Genomic DNA, 17,814 nt, shown 5'->3' on the forward strand with positions numbered 1-17,814 from the left:
ATGATCAACCAAGTCGATTTCTTTAAATGTTTATCTGACCAAACTCGGTTAAATATTCTTAAATTAGTTCTAAACAAACAAAATATTTGTGTTTGTGAGCTAACAGAACAGCTTGAGTTGAGCCAACCCAAAATCTCCAGACACCTGGCCTTATTAAGAACTCATGGCGTATTACTGGATGAAAGAAAAGGACAGTGGGTCTATTACAGCTTAAATCCTGATTTGCCTCTATGGGCTTTAGATATTTTAAAGGTTATAGAAAATGACGCGAGTGAGACAAGAGTAAAGCAACAAGATAAGCCTTTCATCACTACAACGTGCTGTGATTAATCTTCCAAGATTTCTGTCTTAAAAATTCGGATTTTCTTAGCATAAGTACATTAGTCATTTGTGTATTGAGCAAAATTAATCAATTCTTTCTTCGAGTAGAACATGACCAAACAAGGGCTTTCCTTTTTAGATCGAAATCTGACGCTATGGATTTTTATTGCGATGGCTTTAGGCTTAGCGATTGGAGTTTTCTTTCCTCAAGCATCTGTGTCTTTAAATGAATTAAGCGTAGATAACGTTAATATTCCAATTGCGATTGGTTTAATTTTGATGATGTATCCACCTTTAGCAAAGGTTGATTACGCTGCGTTACCAGAAGTATTTAAAGATAAGAAAACCTTAACTTTATCGCTGGTACAGAACTGGATTATTGCTCCAGTATTAATGTTTATCCTTGCGATTATTTTCTTACATAGCTATCCAGAGTATATGACAGGCCTTATTTTGATTGGCTTGGCACGTTGTATTGCAATGGTATTGGTCTGGAATGGCTTGGCTTGTGGCGATAACCAATATGTCGCAGCGTTGGTTGCTTTTAACAGCATTTTCCAAATTCTGTTCTTTAGCACTTATGCATGGTTATTCTTAACCTTTTTGCCACCGTATTTTGGTGTGGCAGGGCAAGTCATTGATGTGAATTTTTGGACTATTACACATGCGGTTTTGGTGTACTTAGGTATTCCATTTTTAATGGGATTTTTAACTCGTTTGGTTTTAGTTAAATCAAAAGGGTTAGATTGGTATCAAACTAAATTTTTACCAAAAATCAGCCCGATTAGTTTAATTGCTTTACTTTTTACCATTGTGGCTATGTTTAGTCTAAAAGGTAGTGATGTGGTGAGCTTACCTTTAGATGTATTACGTATTGCGATTCCACTTACGATTTACTTTGTGGTGATGTTCTTCATTAGCTTCTTTATGAGTAAACGTATGGGGAATAACTACTCACGTACCACTGCCATTTCCTTTACCGCTGCGGGTAACAACTTTGAGCTCGCGTTAGCCGTTGCCATTGCAACATTTGGTTTAGCGTCACCTGTAGCATTTACCACAGTGATAGGACCATTGGTTGAAGTTCCGATTTTAATTTCACTCGTTTCAGTTTCTCTTTGGCTCAAGAAAAAGTATTTCTCACATGAACAGTCTTAACAATGATTTATCCAATGTGGCATTAAATCTTTTAGATAAGCCTATCTTTGAACAAGTGCAAGCACAGCAACTTGAACATCCACCACGCATTCTATTGCTATATGGTTCTAATCGTGAGCGTTCTTATAGCCGTTTTGCTGTGTTGACGGCTGGACGAATTCTTGAATATTTAGGTGCGGAGGTCAAAATTTTTCATCCTAAAGGTTTACCTTTACCAGAGGATGCAGAAACAGATCATCCGAAAGTGCAAGAGTTGCATGAGCTTTTGGCTTGGGCAGAAGGTATGGTGTGGTGTTCACCAGAACGTCATGGTGCAATGAGTTCGATTTTAAAAGCTCAGATTGATTGGATTCCCCTAGCTGGTGGAGCAATTCGTGCAACACAAGGTAAAACATTAGCTGTTATGCAGGTTAGTGGAGGTTCTCAATCTTTCAATGCTGTGAATCAAATGCGCATTTTAGGGCGCTGGATGCGTATGATTACGATCCCGAATCAGTCTTCGGTTGCTAAAGCTTTTTTAGAGTTTGAAGAAGATGGCAGTATGAAACCATCTTCTTACTATGACCGAATTGTCGATGTAATGGAGGAACTCTATAAGTTCACTTTATTAACACGTGGACAAAAACAATATCTGACAGATCGCTATTCGGAACGTAAAGAATCTGCAGAAGAATTATCTAAACGAATCAATCAAAAATAGTAGATTGATGATAATAAAAAGTGCTCACATTAGAGCACTTTTTATTGCCTAGATTTTGCACTCAGGCCATTGTGGGCAAAAGTTTTTGCAATAGTTCAATAAAGTTTGAAACTTTCGCTGAATTTTCATTTTCACGTGTAATCAAGTAAATAGGCGCATTCATTTTTATAGAGTCATCAAACTCGCGATATACAATTTCATGTTCCCAAAAGTTATGCATTGAGGCTGGCACAATCGTTATACCAATTCCAGCAGCGACTAAATTTAATGTTGCAGTAGGGCGAGGTGCTTCCTGAATAATGCGTGGACTAAAGCCTGCTTGATAACAGCTATATAAAATATTGTCATATAAACCTTGTCCTGAAGAACGACGGTATAAAACAAAATTTTCATCTGATAAGTCATTTGAGCTAATTTTTTCTTTTTGTGTAAGTGGGTGGCCCATAGGCAATGCCACTACCATTGGCTCATCTAATATATGAAGATGCTTTAGCCCAATATCACGGCTGATTGGCGCTCTTAAAAAAGCGATATCAAGTTTCTCTGAGATTAATCGATCTAATTGTTTTTGGCTGCCTGCTTCTTCAAGTTTGGTTAGTACCTTTGGATATATTTCTCGATATGACCGCAATACGAGTGAAATGAGCGGATGCAAACCTGCGGAACTTGTAAAACCAATATTGAGTTGTCCAGTTTTACCTTGGCTAACATCTTGGACTAATTTTGGAATATGTTTGGCATGTTCTAATAAAAGTTGTGCTTCTTTAAATAAGGCTAAACCCGCTTCAGTCGGTTCAATGCCACGAGGCTGGCGAATAAGTAACTGTGTACCGAGTTCTTCTTCAAGCTTTTTGAGTAAACGCGTCAAAGGCGGCTGTTGAATAAATAATCGGTTTGCTGCATGCGTGATATTTTTTTCTTCTACCACCACCACAAAGGCATGAAGCTTATGTAAATCTAGCATAGGAATACCTTTAGGGTATGGTTAGTGAAAATAAAAGCATTTGTAGATATATCATAAAAGTAGCATTCTATCTTGGTCAGATAAAGTGAAAAGTAACGAAAATGAACCATGTTGAGATTGCTGTGCAGAAGGAGACCGTACCGACTTGCACAGAACTGTTTTTAGGTTTTTTAACATTAGGTTTAATCGGATTTGGTGGCGTATTGCCTTTAGCTCGTAAAGTCGTTGTAGAGCAGAGGCAGTGGCTAAGTCCTGAAAAATTCACTGAGTTACTGGGTCTGTGTCAATTTTTACCGGGCGGCAATATCATTAATTTATCTGTTGCGATTGGCATGGAGTTTCGCGGTGTCCGTGGCGCGGTGAGTTCACTGATTGGCTTGATCCTTGCGCCTACGATAATTGTTGTACTTTTACATTATGTCTATGAGCAGTTCCAAGACAACCTTATGGTTAAGCATCTTTTTGAAGGGCTGGGAGCAGCAGCAGCTGGGCTTCTAGTGGCAACAGGTTTGAAAATGTTGAAACCATTATTACGTAACCCAATAGCGATGTGTGTTGTCGTGGCAGCAATAATTAGCATTGCTTTTCTAAAAATCTCCTTGCTTTTGACTATGCTGATTTTGTTGGCACTTTATTCAGCCATAATTTGGAGACGTGTGTAATGGGTGCAGTTCTACTTACTTTAGCGATCATTTTTACTCAATTGTCTCTTATTGCATTTGGTGGAGGGAATACAATTTTGCCCGAAATGCAACGTCAAGTCGTTGATATTCATCACTGGATGACGGCACAAGAATTCAGTGCATTATTCGCCATGGCTCAAGCTGCACCCGGTCCAAATATGATGATTGTACCGTTGGTGGGATGGCATGTAGCAGGGTTGTCAGGTCTACTGGTAACGTCTACCGCTAAATTTTTACCTTCATCTCTTATTACTGTATTTGTGATGAGAGGCTGGTCAAAATTTAAAGATAAAAAATGGAGACGTGTTTTACAGCTTGCTTTACAACCTGTCACTGTGGGAACTGTACTTGCCAGTGCGTGGATTATTTCTGAGGCAGCAGCAGTAAATACTTTACTCATTATTATGGTAGTTATTGCAACTTTATTATCTTTAATTAAAAAGGTTCATCCTTTACATGTCTTGATTGCTGGAGCGGTATTTGGCGTGGTCTTACTCTAGTTTAACCAGTTTGCCGACCTGCGCTGGATGAGTTCAGGTTGGCTTTTTTTGATGAAGTAAATAACAATTAAATCTAAAAAACCGATTAAATCTATAAAAACATACTGTTTCACCTATTTTGTGTTTTAACGTACTATGCATCTATTGAAAGAATTTGGATGCATTGGAGTAAAAACAGATGTTAGATCAAAACATTAAAACTCAATTAAAAGCTTATTTAGAACGTTTAGAAAGTCCAATCGAATTAGTTGCTGCTTTAGATGAATCAGATAAAGCAGCTCAAATTAAAGAACTAGTGACAGAAATCGCTGAGCTTTCTGACAAAGTGACTGCCCGTTTTGATGGTAACAATACACGTCGTCCAAGCTTTGGTGTCGCTAAAGCAGGTGAACAACCTCGTGTGTTCTTTGCTGGCTTACCGATGGGCCATGAGTTTACGTCTTTGATCTTGGCACTGTTACAGGTGTCTGGTTATGCACCGAAGGTTTCTGATGAAGTGCTGAACCAGATTAAAGGTTTAAACCTCCAAGCTAACTTTGATGTGTTTGTATCGTTAAGCTGTCATAACTGTCCAGATGTGGTACAGGCGCTGAACCTGATTGCCATTTATAACCCGAACACCACAGCAACCATGATTGATGGTTCATTCTTCCAAGACGAAGTGGAACAACGCAAAATCATGGCTGTACCAATGGTGTTCCAAGACAATGAACACATTGGTCAAGGTCGTATGACCCTTGAAGAGATTGTGGCGAAACTCGACACCAACTCAGCTGAAAAAGATGCAGCAGCACTCAATGCCAAAGATGCGTTTGATGTATTGGTAATTGGTGGTGGACCTGCGGGCGCAACAGCAGCCATCTATGCGGCACGTAAAGGTATTAACACTGGTATCGTGGCTGAACGCTTCGGTGGTCAGGTGATGGATACCATGGACATTGAAAACTTCACGTCTGTGCAAAAGACTCAAGGTCCTAAGTTTGCTGCCGAAATGGAAGCGCATGTTCGTGAATACGATGTCGATATCATGAACCTGCAACGTGTTAGTAAAATCACAGGTGCAAACCAAACGATCAATGGTCTAGTTGAAGTTGAACTTGAAAACGGTGCAAAACTTGAATCGAAAACTGTGATCCTTTCAACAGGTGCACGTTGGAGAGAAATGAATGTACCGGGTGAGCAAGAATACCGTACCCGTGGTGTCGCGTACTGCCCACACTGTGATGGCCCATTGTTCAAAGGTAAACGTGTTGCGGTGATTGGTGGTGGTAACTCAGGTGTTGAAGCTGCAATTGACCTTGCAGGGATTGTTGAGCATGTGACTTTGGTTGAGTTCGATACAAAACTTCGTGCTGACCAAGTTTTGCAAAACAAACTACATAGCTTGCCAAACACAACTGTGATTATGAATGCGTTAAGCACAGAAGTGTTAGGTGATGGCTCACAAGTGACTGGTCTTAAATATAAAGACCGTGCCACTGATGAAGAGCATGTAGTTGAACTTGCAGGGATCTTTGTACAGATTGGTTTACTCCCAAATACTGACTTCTTAAAAGACAGTGAAGTTGAGTTAACCAATCGTGGTGAGATCATTGTGAATGACCGCAATGAAACCAATGTCAAAGGTGTATTTGCTGCGGGTGACTGTACAACCGTGCCTTACAAGCAAATTATTATTGCCACAGGTGAAGGTGCTAAAGCATCACTCTCTGCGTTTGATTACATCATCCGTTCTGGACAATAAAATTTAATTTCAAAACAAAAGAGCCAAAGGACTACCTTTGGCTCTTTTTATTTTATGGTTTATATAAACCGTGTTCAACTAAATGCTCTCGTAGAATACGACGTAGCTCTAGTACAGCTTGAGGTGTTAACTGAATAGAGTGTCCACCCGGAAGAACTTTCTCAGATTTTGCACCTTCTAAGTGAGCGCTCTTATAAGGAACGATACCATCGGTAATCACATTTGGATCATCACTTTTGGTAATGTTGCCCATAATAGAGTGGAAGACTAATCCTTGGTGCGGATTAATATTTTCTGTAAGTTCCATAAATTTAGATTGATGACTCAAGTCACTTGGACCATTTTGAATCAAACCATTATCAATATTACTCAAGAAATCTTTAACATCTAAATTTTCAGTGGTGAGTGAAGTGGCTACAGCCGACAAAAATGCACCCGGTAAACGAATAATTTTACGTGCGGCTAAAGTAAACCAACGATCTGCATAATCTGTACCTCGATGAGGAGAAGCCAAGAAAATTGCACGATCAAAATTATTGATTGAATGCATTTGCAACCGTTCAGTCACCATTGGATGTTTCTTGAAACGGTTTTGCTGGCGAATTGTCATCAAATCTAAAGCAGGCTTGGTAATATCACCATCACTGACCAGTAAACGGCTAATAATACCTCCCATACTATGGCCCACAAGGACAGCATCATGTGCAGCAGGGTCACTAGGGTTCAACGAACCAAAAGCTTGCTTAAGAAGGGCATAAGTTTGGAAACGGCTTTCCAAAATCGGCATATTGGTTGAATAAAAAACTTGCCAAACTTGATAGTTATCTCTTAAAACCGTGTCACCCATAACATCATTGGTCAAAGCAATCCATGCCTCAGGGCTACTTGCTAGCCCATGAACCAACACAATAATTTTTTTGTTTGGGTTGTATGGTTCAAGCATGTAGAGATGTGGCATGGTCAAGTGCTGATCACGATCAATCAGGCTTAAATAAGCTGCCACACCTAAGTTATTTTCGGCCAGCCATAGACCATAAGGTGCAGAAAAGTTGGCTGCTAGAGGATATTGCTTACCAGCGACATTAATATTATCGGTGCGATAAGGGTCGTAAACACGAATCACGAATTCAGAATTATTAATAATTTCTTCAATAGTGGTCGCATGTTTTGGTTCAGCGACAATCGTTGCAGCCAAATAACGTGCATGATGAATATTGGGGTTAACGCCATTTTTATAATTGTATTTAAGCGGGTCTAAAATATATTCATTAATATCTTCTTTTCCTGAGCTAGGAAAAACTGCTACAAATTCAGAGCCAAAACCATCGCGGCGGTTAATGGTTCTTAACCCTGAAAAATTTAAATTATAACTAGAAATTAACTTTTCTAATTTTTGTCCAGCAAGTTGCTGGTGAAATTCAAAATCAATCGAATAAACACTTTTACCAATATGTATTTGAGGTTCTACGACATCTTTTTTTGGATAGCGTAAATCATAAACACTCACCATTTTTGCTATGGCTTGATTGTAAAAGTCCCGAATCTGAACTTGTCTATTGTCAAAAATACGGTCGGTAGGCTTACGTTTTGTTGAAAATAGATAGGCGTAGCTATAACGAATACTTTTATCTAGTAAATTTAATTGTTGGTCTAAGCAATCATCATATTTATTCTGAATATTGGTTTGTTCTTCTTCGGACTTGTGTTTAGTAAATCTACTAATTTTACAATCCGAGGAATCTGACAAGGCCATTGCTTTTGCCAGATACATTTCACTTGCAGCTGATAAAAACTGTTCATCTAAAATTTGAGGAAGTTTTTTGAGTTGATTTACACAGTTATCAGGGGTGTCGGTGCAGACTTTAGCTTCCTGACCAGACATTGATAAAACATTCAGACTTGCTTCGCTGAGTTTATCTTGCGTAAGAATACTATTACGTTCATTTGCAATAGTCACATTCAAAGCTTGCTGTTTAACATTAACGACCTGACAACCACTCAGAATTGAACCGAGTAGCATGACCGTCAATACTGTTTTGCTTCTTTTTATTGAAAACATTATGGTCAAAATTTAGTGGCTCAATGGTAGGTAGATCATACAAATTTTAAAATATTTTTCAAATGATCAAATAAAAAAAAGGGCTGTCAAAACAGCCCTTTTTTATCTATTTAAGCTTATTTTTTAGGGGTTGCACTTGGTGTTGTAGTTGCAGACATTGCAGGGTTAGTCAAAACTTGCCATACATTCCAGCGGCCTTGTTTTTCAATTTCTTGAATTAAACGATCAGCAATTTCCGATTCATCTGGATATTTCACTTTATAATTTTTAAGTGTCTGAATCGCGTTTTTCTTTTGCTCCATTGCAATATAGTTATTTGCAGCAGCTAGATACGCTTCTTGAACATTACCTTTAATGGCTTTATCTAAGTAAGGAATAGCTTCACGTTGACCACCACCTTCAGATAAACCGAAACCAAACCAGAAGTTCGTTTCTGCATCATCTGGGCTAATTTTTAAAAGTCTTTGAGCATATTCTAAAGATCTAGTGGTATGAACGGTACCTAAATCAAGATTACGTGCAAGAACGCTTGCTTTGAAAGCGCGAAGCAAAATATCAAATGATGCATTTGGGTTTGCAGCAAGTGTATCAAGTTGTTGTGTTACTTCTTTAAGTTTACTTTCAAAGCCTTTACGTTCTTGGCGATCAGTAAAGCGAGGTGGGTAGTGACGAGCTTTGCCTTCTACTAACTGTAAAAAGTCATCAATACTTGTAACATCAATTTCATTTTCACCAGCTAAAACTGCGTATTTCATTGAACGCTGTGAATTATTTACAGTCGGAACAATCAGTTTGTTGACGTCGAGAGTAAGCTGTTTAGTTGGGTCATCTTGACGATTAACGACCATTTTGGTTACTGGCTGTGCAGCAGCGTCTTTTAAGGCAACTTCAAATGCTGGCGGTTGATCGTAGTTAAAAGGATTTAACGCATAAAAAGGAGGAGTAAGCTCTGGTTCCTTGAAAACAAAAGGCTCAATTTTTTGTTGTTTTACAGGTGCCATTGTACAAGCTGTTAAACTTGAGGTCGCAAGGATGATATATGCCAAAGGCTTAAAATTCATAGGATCTTCCGTTCATTTTAGTAAAGTCAGATTTGGTAGTGACAAGTCTAGAAAAAGCTAAACCGACATGCAAGGGTAAGCGTGTTACATTATGAATCAAGAATATTACGTTTTTGATATCTTGTTTTGTGCACCACATTCACGACGCACTTCTTCAAGAATTTTTAGCTCTTCATCACTAAAAGGTTGTTCATCTTGACTTTCTTTTTCGAAGCTAGGATCTAGCTCTGATAGACGCTGACATAAATTATTCATACGCGTTTCATTGTGCTGAATACGATCAAGTAAAACACGCATGCCTTCTAAAATAGGGTCTGACTGATCAGCAGTTGTCGCATATGGAGCAAAACCAATACTTTGCGCATAATCGCGGCGACGTTCTTCATCTTTATCTTTAGTTCTGTCGGCATCTTTATAGATATAGCGAGCAGGGTTTCCTACAGCAGTCACTCCAGCAGGAACAGCTTTGGTCACTACAGCATTCGAACCGACTTTGGCACCTTTACCCACAGTAAATGGACCCAAGATTTTCGCACCAGCACCAACAACAACACCGTCTTCTAAAGTTGGATGGCGTTTACCAGTTTTCCATGTGGTACCACCTAAGGTAACCCCATGATAAAGCGTAACATCATCACCAATTTCAGCAGTTTCACCAATCACAACACCCATGCCATGATCAATAAAAAAACGCTTACCGATTTTAGCGCCAGGATGAATTTCAATTCCAGTTGCAAAACGGCTAAATGAAGAAAGTAGGCGAGCTGCACCTTTACAGTCTTTTTGCCATAATTCATGCGCAACACGATGCATCATAATTGCATGAATACCAGGATAAGTTGTGAGAACTTCTAGTGTATTGCGGGCAGCAGGATCTCGCGCAAATACAGCTTTTATATCTTCTTTAAGCTGCTTAAGCATTGGGTTGATCCTCCTTGTCAGATAATGCTTTTTTCCATTTACCACTTGTTAAAGCTTGTACGCGACTAAAAATACCGCGAAGTAAATGATATTCCATACGATCTAATTGTATACGACCAAATAAACGACGCAAGCGTAAAGGTAATAAACGTGGATTTTCTGGATCTAAAAATTCAATTTCAGTCAGCATTTTTTCTAGATGAGGATAAAACTCTTCCATTTGTTGCTGAGTCACCAAAGGTTCATCCCATTGCATGCTTTGGCCTTGAACTAATGGCATTTCATCTACATTCTGATCGACTTGCTCTTGCTCGAGAGCAGACATGCGAAGTTCGTAACATACAACTTGAATGGCTTGCGCTACATTCAACACGCCATAGTCCGGATTAACAGGAATGGTTAAATGATAATTTGCGAGTGCTAATTCTTCATTTGTTAAGCCACGGTCTTCACGGCCAAAAACAATAGCAATTTGTTGTCCTTGAGATGTTGCCTTAATAGCTTCTTTAGCCGCGGGTCTCACATCAAGTAAAGGCCAAGGAATGGTGCGGCTACGTGCACTTGTTCCAAATACTAAATGACAATCTTTAATCGCATCTTCTAAGGTGTCCACAATCTCAAGATATTCAAATAAATCTTGGGCACCAGCGGCAAGTGCTTGTATATCTGGATGAGGATATGTTTTTGGTGCTACGAGAACTAATTTAATTAGTCCCATTGTTTTCATGGCACGTAAAGCACTACCAATATTGGCAGGCAAAGTCGTATTTACCATGACAATACGCACTTGTGCTAATTGTTTTGACACGGTGGTGTGGTCAAACGAACTCATAAGATTTCCAGAAATTACGAATATTGAGAAACTTCGCTTTGGTATAAATCCAATGCATCGTCCATAGACATACCCGCAGGAGGAGGGGCAACAGCATGTGGACGAACAGGGTCTGCTGCTTTAGCTGCTTTCGACTTTACTTGATATTCAATATAAATATTATCTTTACCAAAATAATCTCTGAGTTTAGCAAGTAATTCATCTAGAGGAGCGACTTTCCATTGCGGACCAAACTGAAGTTCGGCTTGAGCATAGGGTTGATCAATCTGTAACTGTAGAGTGATATGTTGATGCATATCTACATTGCAAAATGGCAAGATCATGTTTTGCAGATCTTTTGCCAATGTTGGCTGCATGAACTCTTCTGTTAATTTGATTTGAATACTGTTAGCACGTTTTTGTCTTATTTCATTTAATGTGAAAGCCTTGGTTAAACGTCCCATTGGACGATCAAAGCCTTCTCGCTCATAAATTTCGCCTTCGAAAATTACAACACGTTCAACTTGAACGATATCTTTAAAACGTTGGAAACGCTCATGGTTGCAGCTGACTTCAATACGTGCCGTACCATCATCAAGTACAATAACCACACGGTTCGGGAAGTTTGCGACATCAATGACCAAACCTGCATAAACTGTCGTAACACCACGACGCGTCGCAGTAATTTCGTTTAGTTTTACAGGAATAAAAGCTTTGAGTTCCTGTCGGTAAACATCAATTGGATGACCAGTTAAATATAAACCAAGCGTATCTTTTTCGCCTTTGAGACGAACTTCGTCACTCCATGGTTTTACTGGTTTAGCTGGCTTGCGTTGAACTTCTTCAACCTCACCAAATAAATCCATAATTCCGCTTTCACGGTTACTTCGAGCTTGTTCAGCGGCTTGAACAGCTTCAGGCAATTGTGCCATTAAGCTTGCACGTTCAATTCCTAAGCAATCGAGTGCACCCGCGCGAATTAAAGCTTCAAGAGTACGCTTATTGATTTTCTTCAAATCAATGCGATGGCAAAAATCGAATAGATCTGTATAAGGACCAAATTGTCGACGAGAGTCAATAACTGACTGCATTGCTTGTTCGCCGACACCCTTAATTGCACCTAAACCATAAACAATCGTTTTATCGTTACTTGCATGGAAATGATAAGTCGACATGTTGACTGATGGTGGTAAGACTTCAAGATTATTGTTTCGACAGTCATCAATCAAAAATACAACACTGTCCGTGTTTTGCATTTCCGATGTCATTACGGCTGCCATAAACTCAGCAGGATAATGGGCTTTTAACCATGCAGTATGGTAGGCAACTAGGGCATAAGCAGCCGCGTGAGATTTGTTAAAACCATAGCCTGCAAACTTTTCCATATAGTCAAAGATATGGTTTGCTGTGCTTTCGTCAATCCCTTTTTCAGCAGCACCTTCTAAGAAGATTTGGCGCTGTTTGACCATTTCCTCAGGTTTCTTTTTACCCATTGCACGGCGTAGTAAGTCTGCGCCACCTAACGTATAACCTGCACAGATCTGCGCAGTCTGCATTACCTGTTCCTGATAAACCATAATCCCGTAAGTTGGTTCTAATACACCTTCTAAAAGAGGATGAAGATATTCAAAATCTCCACCATGCATACGGTGAATAAAGTCAGGAATCAGGTCCATTGGACCCGGACGATACAAGGATACGAATGCAATAATTTCTTCAAATTTGCTTGGACGTGCTTCTTTAAGCATCCGTTTCATGCCGACGGATTCAAACTGGAATACCGCTGTTGTATTTGCATCGGCAAAGACAGAATAGGCTTTAGCGTCGTCTAGAGGCACATGCAAGATATTGAGTTGATCATTACTGTCGCGGTTTTTATTAATATTTTGAATCGCGTCTTCAATAACGGTTAAGTTACGCAAACCCAAGAAGTCGAACTTGACCAGACCCGCTGCTTCTACATCGTCTTTATCATATTGAGCAACACGGTTTGTTCCATCTGCATCACAAAGTACAGCCGAGAAATCGGTAATTTTACCTGGCGCAATGACTACACCTCCGGCATGTTTACCGGTATTTCGGGTTACACCTTCTAATTTTAATGCCATTTCCCAGATTTCGCTTGCATCGTCGTTATCTGGGTTAGATGGGTTGGTCACAATATCTTTAAGCTGTGGTTCCATATCAATAGCGGTAGCTAAATCCACACCAAGCGGTTTGGTAGGTACCATTTTTGAAATACGGTCAGCTAAACCGTAAGATTTACCCAATACGCGCGCAACGTCACGGATTGCACCTTTTGCTGCCATGGTTCCGAAAGTTGCAATTTGTGAAACGGCTTCGCGACCATAAGTACGCGATACGTAATCAATAACGCGGTCACGTCCAGCAATACAGAAATCGACGTCAAAGTCAGGCATCGATACACGTTCTGGGTTTAAGAAACGTTCGAAGAGTAGATCGTAACGAAGTGGATCAAGATCTGTAATTTTTAAGCTGTATGCGACTAATGAACCTGCACCTGAACCACGACCTGGCCCAACTGGCACACCATTATTTTTTGCCCATTGAATGAAGTCCATGACGATGAGGAAGTAGCCGGGGAAACCCATCTTCAGGATAATACCGACTTCATAATCAATTCGTTCATCGTAAGGCTTACGAATCTCTGGCCAATCCTCACCACGTTTTTCAACAGGGTAAAGATAATTTAAGCGCTCTTCCAAACCTACTTTAGATAAATGTTCAAAATAAGTGTCGATGGTAAAACCATCTGGAATTGGATAGTCAGGTAAAAAGTAAGTACCGAGTTGCAGTTTAACGTTGCAGCGTTTAGCAATATGATAGGTGTTCTCGATAGCGCTAGGAATATCGGAAAACAATTCGATCATTTCATCTGAGGTTTTAAAGTGCTGCTCAGGACTATATATGCGTGGACGGCGATTATCTGCTAGTACATAACCATCAGCGATACAAACACGTGCTTCGTGTGCTTCGAAATCTTCTTTTTCTACAAAGTGCACATCATTATGTGCAACTACACCAACATTATATTGTGCAGCAAGTTTAGCTGCTTCTTGAATAAAGTCTTCTTCACCAGGACGGTCGGTACGTGTTAAAGCAAGATAAACACGATTACCAAACTTTTCGAGCCATGCTTCTAAAAGGGGTGCTGCTTTTTGCGGGTTAGATGAACAAAGCATCTGACCAACATCACTATGCTGGCCAAGTAAAACGATAATATCTTGATGCTGTTCAAGTACCCATTCTTTTTTTACACATGGAATACTGAGCTGTTGTCCTTCAATAAAACCGCGTGAAACGATTTCGGTAAGACTTTTCCACCCAACATCACTCATTGCAAGTAAAGTTGCACGGTGTTGAGCATCATCAAGGCGAATCGTACTACCTAAAAGAGGTTTAATGCCTTTTTTTAAACAAGCATTATAAAATTTTACCGCCGCATGGAGGTTAGAGAGGTCAGTTAATGCCAACGCAGGCATTTGGTCTTTAACCGCAGCATTGACCAAGTCAGGTATGCGAACTATCGACTCTGTAATCGAAAATTCTGTATAAATACCTAGATGAACAAACTGCATAAACCAATCCTTAATGCGACCGAAGCATAGTTTAACACGCAAAGTTAAAAGGAAATGGTTAATATTTTGGCAAACTGTTAAGGATTTTATTATTTAAGAAGAATGAGTTGAACATCTATTGTACAGTTTTAATATAAAAGACATTATTTTTATAAAATATGACCAGCTCAAACACCAAGGTTTGAGCTGGTTGAGAAACTTAGTACTGCCAGAACATACGTTGAATTTCTTTAGCGTCATTAGTCTTAGTAAGAGCTAATGCAGCAAGAAGACGTGCTTTTTGTGGGTTTAAGTCATGAGCAGCTACCCAACCATATTTATCATCAGGTTGTTCAGCATTACGTAATACGAAACCTTGTGGTACACGTGATGAACGGATAATTTGAATACCGTTCTTGTCGTGAAGATTTTGTAAAGTTGGAACGATATAGTTCGCAACAGAACCGTTACCTGTACCTGCATGGATAATCGCTTTAGCACCAGCTTTTGCATATGCTTCATAAGCATCTGGAAGCATAGAGTCTGAACCGTAAACGATTTGTACCAGTGGAAGTGCATCACCTTTAATATTTTCGATATTAAATTCTGAAGCATTTGTAAAACGTTTTACAGATTGTCTGAACCAGTATGGCTTGCCTTCAACTAATGTACCTAAAGCGCCCCATTGGCTAACAAAAGCATTTGTATGAATGTTAATGCCTTTAGTGACATCACGCGCTGCAAAAATAGAGTCGTTCATAAGAACCATAACGCCTTTATTTTTTGCATCATCAGAAGCTGCTAAAGCAACTGCGCTATAAAGGTTAAGTGGTCCATCTGCTGAAAGAGCAGTTGAAGGACGCATTGAACCAACAATAACAATCGGTTTATCAGTGTGAACAACAAGATTTAAGAAAAATGCTGTTTCTTCTAAAGTGTCTGTACCGTGAGTAATCACGACACCATTAACAGATGGTTTTTTTACCAGCTCATTTACTTGACGAGCAATTTGTAATAATTCCTTGTCAGTAATACTTTCAGAAGCGACCTGTAATGCTTGAATACCAGTGACATTCGCCAAATCTTTGATTTGTGGAACAGCATTAATTAAGGCATCAACTGGAACTTTTGCAGCAGTGTAGGTTGCACTGTTTGCTGAGCTTGCGCCAGCACCCGCGATAGTACCGCCAGTGGCTACAACAACTACATTATTTTTTGCGTAAAGTGGGAGAGAGCAGGCCAATAAGCCCATCGCTAAACCTAAAGATTTAACAGTTTTAGTCAACATCGAAAATATCCTTATGAAGTGACGAAGTAGAAGTTTGCCGAATACGCCTGCTTTTCCTAAGCAAAATACATACCATGTAAAACATATTCGTAACTTGTTTGAATAAGAAGCATCCCTGAATAGCATTTTGTTTTATCAACAATTGCTTAGTCATTGCCTTTATTTAGCGTTAATAAATATCATGAATAAAATAAAAAATCTATTAAGTTTTTCTAATTTATCTCAATTTTTTTGTTTTTAATATAAATGATACAAATGATTTTCCCATTATTATAGAATTTAAAAATAATGGGTGTGATATGCTTTTTCTTTACCATTTGGTATTTATATATAATTGATTGTATATAATATTATTTGTAAATAAAATTATATAAATTTTTTAATAGATAAACTAAATAATAATTTCAATAGTTTAATATAATTAATTTTTACTAAAAGGAATTAAAAAATAATCAATTGATGTTTGTTTCTAAGAATATAAATTCTGTTTGGGTGAATTTTATTCTCTTTTTAAGGTTTGTTTTAAGAAAATTTAATAGGAGTGAAAATACATTATTTGGTTCATTATTTAATATGGAAATACACATAAATTTTTATTGTTTAATTTTAGAATAAAAAGAAGAGCAATTTTATAAGGTCATATAAAATTGCTCTTAAGTTGGGAGAGTGGGAGAAAAGAGAAACTTAAGCGGGCGTTTGTTCTTGAGTTGATTTAATTAATACTTGCTCTGGTAGCTCTTCAGTATCTGCTACTTTTTCGCCTTCAAGCTTAGCAACAACTGCGGTAGCAATACTGTTACCTACTACGTTTGTTGCAGTACGACCCATATCGAGGAACTGATCGATACCAAGCAGTAAGAGAATGCCAGCTTCAGGTAAATGGAACATGGTGAGTGTTGCTGAAATAACCACAATTGAAGCTCGTGATACACCTGCAATACCTTTACTTGTCACCATCAGAGTTAACAGAATTAAGATTTGTTGAGTGAAGCTAAGATCGATGTTGTAAGCTTGAGCAATAAACAGTACTGCAAACGTGGTGTACATCATTGAACCATCTAGGTTAAATGAATAACCCAACGGTAATACAAAGCTGGTTACTTTTTTAGGCACACCAAATTTATTGAGTGCATCCATTACTTTAGGGTAGGCAGACTCACTTGAAGCTGTAGCGAAAGCAAGAGTTACAGGTTCACGAATTAATTTACCTAAGCGGAAGATATCTTTTTTAAGTACGATTGCACCAACAGAGAACAAAATGATCCAAAGTAATAGAAGACCGAAATAGAACTCAGCGATTAAAATACCGTAGTCAACAATTAAGCCTAAACCTTGTACTGTAATTGCTGAAGCAATTGCAGCAAATACTGCAAATGGTGCAAACATCATGACGTAATCGGTAATGCGGAACATGATCTTGCTAAGTTCTTCAGTCAAACGAACAATAACTGAATCTTTTTCGTTGCCTTGATTTACAAAAGCGAGTGCTGAACCAAAGAAAATAGCGAAAACAAGTACTTGTAAAATATCGTTATTTGCCATTGCTTCTGCAATGCTGCGTGGGAACACATGGCTTAAGAATGATTGCAGTGTAAAGCCAGTAGTCTCTGGGAGAGAAGCGCCACTAAGTTGTTGAGCTGTTGGTAGTGCTAAATCTAGAGCTGCGCCTGGTTGGAAAAAGTTTGCTAAACCCATGCCGATGGCAAGCGATACAAACGAAGCAGTAATAAACCAAGTCATTGACTTGAGTGTGATACTACCAATCGATGTAGATTTCCCCATTGATACAATGCCTGAAACAATTGTGGCAAATACCAATGGAGCAATAATCATTTTGATAAGGCGTAAAAAGATGTCTGTGCCGATGCTAAAATAAGAAGCGATTTGTTTGAGTTGGTCACCTTCATTAAAAAAGTGGTGACAAATCCAGCCTGTCAGTATGCCAAGTAAAATAGCAATAACAATATACTTGAGCAATTTCTTTTGCTTCATATGAACCTCTATCCATTTGATTCAATCATTCTTT

Annotated in this window: 14 protein-coding genes; 6 read left to right on the top strand and 8 right to left on the bottom strand. The window is 38.8% G+C overall.

From position 1 onward, the window contains the following. The 3 genes from F886_RS09880 to arsH all read left to right on the top strand — a co-directional run bounded on the left by F886_RS09880 (position 1) and on the right by arsH (position 2,179). Positions 1-330: an ArsR/SmtB family transcription factor gene (locus F886_RS09880; protein ID WP_005304448.1), complete on the top strand. Its 330-nt coding sequence runs from the start codon at positions 1-3 to the stop codon at positions 328-330. 102 nt (positions 331-432) lie between these two features. Continuing rightward, on the top strand, positions 433-1,479 hold the full coding sequence (gene arsB / locus F886_RS09885) for an ACR3 family arsenite efflux transporter (protein ID WP_005304450.1): 1,047 nt from the start codon (positions 433-435) through the stop codon (positions 1,477-1,479). Then, entirely contained in the window at positions 1,466-2,179 is a 714-nt protein-coding gene (gene arsH / locus F886_RS09890; RefSeq protein WP_005304453.1) for an arsenical resistance protein ArsH, read from the top strand. Before arsB ends, arsH begins: the two co-directional genes overlap by 14 nt. 61 nt (positions 2,180-2,240) lie before the next feature. Here the strand turns inward: arsH and F886_RS09895 are convergent, their stop codons facing one another. Then, positions 2,241-3,143, bottom strand: coding sequence for a LysR family transcriptional regulator (locus tag F886_RS09895; RefSeq protein ID WP_005304457.1), 903 nt, complete (start codon positions 3,141-3,143; stop codon positions 2,241-2,243). Positions 3,144-3,244: 101 nt separating this feature from the next. On the opposite strand from F886_RS09895, the gene F886_RS09900 reads away from it, so the two are divergent. The 3 genes from F886_RS09900 (at position 3,245) to ahpF (ending at position 6,070) form a co-directional block, all read left to right on the top strand. Further along, complete coding sequence (locus F886_RS09900) at positions 3,245-3,805, top strand: chromate transporter (protein WP_005304460.1); 561 nt, start codon at positions 3,245-3,247, stop codon at positions 3,803-3,805. Continuing rightward, complete coding sequence (locus F886_RS09905; RefSeq protein ID WP_000501459.1) at positions 3,805-4,326, top strand: chromate transporter; 522 nt, start codon at positions 3,805-3,807, stop codon at positions 4,324-4,326. The genes F886_RS09900 and F886_RS09905 overlap by 1 nt, the downstream gene beginning before the upstream one ends. A gap of 178 nt (positions 4,327-4,504) precedes the next feature. Next, complete coding sequence (gene ahpF / locus F886_RS09910; protein ID WP_005303584.1) at positions 4,505-6,070, top strand: alkyl hydroperoxide reductase subunit F; 1,566 nt, start codon at positions 4,505-4,507, stop codon at positions 6,068-6,070. A 52-nt stretch (positions 6,071-6,122) separates the two neighbouring features. Here the strand turns inward: ahpF and F886_RS09915 are convergent, their stop codons facing one another. The 7 genes from F886_RS09915 to F886_RS09945 all read right to left on the bottom strand — a co-directional run bounded on the left by F886_RS09915 (position 6,123) and on the right by F886_RS09945 (position 17,780). Continuing rightward, positions 6,123-8,129: an esterase/lipase family protein gene (locus tag F886_RS09915; protein WP_034591062.1), complete on the bottom strand. Its 2,007-nt coding sequence runs from the start codon at positions 8,127-8,129 to the stop codon at positions 6,123-6,125. Positions 8,130-8,245: 116 nt separating this feature from the next. Beyond that, entirely contained in the window at positions 8,246-9,190 is a 945-nt protein-coding gene (locus tag F886_RS09920; protein ID WP_005304468.1) for an ABUW_2363 family tetratricopeptide repeat lipoprotein, read from the bottom strand. 105 nt (positions 9,191-9,295) lie between these two features. Further along, the gene (cysE, locus tag F886_RS09925) at positions 9,296-10,111 is read right to left on the bottom strand and encodes a serine O-acetyltransferase (protein WP_005304471.1); all 816 of its coding nucleotides are present in this window, start codon (positions 10,109-10,111) and stop codon (positions 9,296-9,298) included. Further along, a complete protein-coding gene (locus F886_RS09930) occupies positions 10,104-10,943 on the bottom strand; it encodes an RNA methyltransferase (protein ID WP_005304474.1) in 840 nt (279 codons plus the stop codon). The genes cysE and F886_RS09930 overlap by 8 nt, the downstream gene beginning before the upstream one ends. A gap of 14 nt (positions 10,944-10,957) precedes the next feature. Continuing rightward, positions 10,958-14,521, bottom strand: a complete 3,564-nt coding sequence (gene dnaE / locus F886_RS09935) for a DNA polymerase III subunit alpha (RefSeq protein ID WP_005304477.1) — start codon at positions 14,519-14,521, stop codon at positions 10,958-10,960. Between the two features lie 199 nt (positions 14,522-14,720). Continuing rightward, on the bottom strand, positions 14,721-15,788 hold the full coding sequence (locus F886_RS09940) for a type II asparaginase (protein ID WP_005304480.1): 1,068 nt from the start codon (positions 15,786-15,788) through the stop codon (positions 14,721-14,723). 684 nt (positions 15,789-16,472) lie between these two features. After that, the gene (locus tag F886_RS09945; RefSeq protein WP_005304483.1) at positions 16,473-17,780 is read right to left on the bottom strand and encodes a dicarboxylate/amino acid:cation symporter; all 1,308 of its coding nucleotides are present in this window, start codon (positions 17,778-17,780) and stop codon (positions 16,473-16,475) included. Positions 17,781-17,814 lie beyond the last annotated feature (34 nt).

The organism is Acinetobacter sp. NIPH 542 (assembly GCF_000369825.1).
Classification (GTDB): Bacteria; Pseudomonadota; Gammaproteobacteria; order Pseudomonadales; family Moraxellaceae; genus Acinetobacter; species Acinetobacter oleivorans.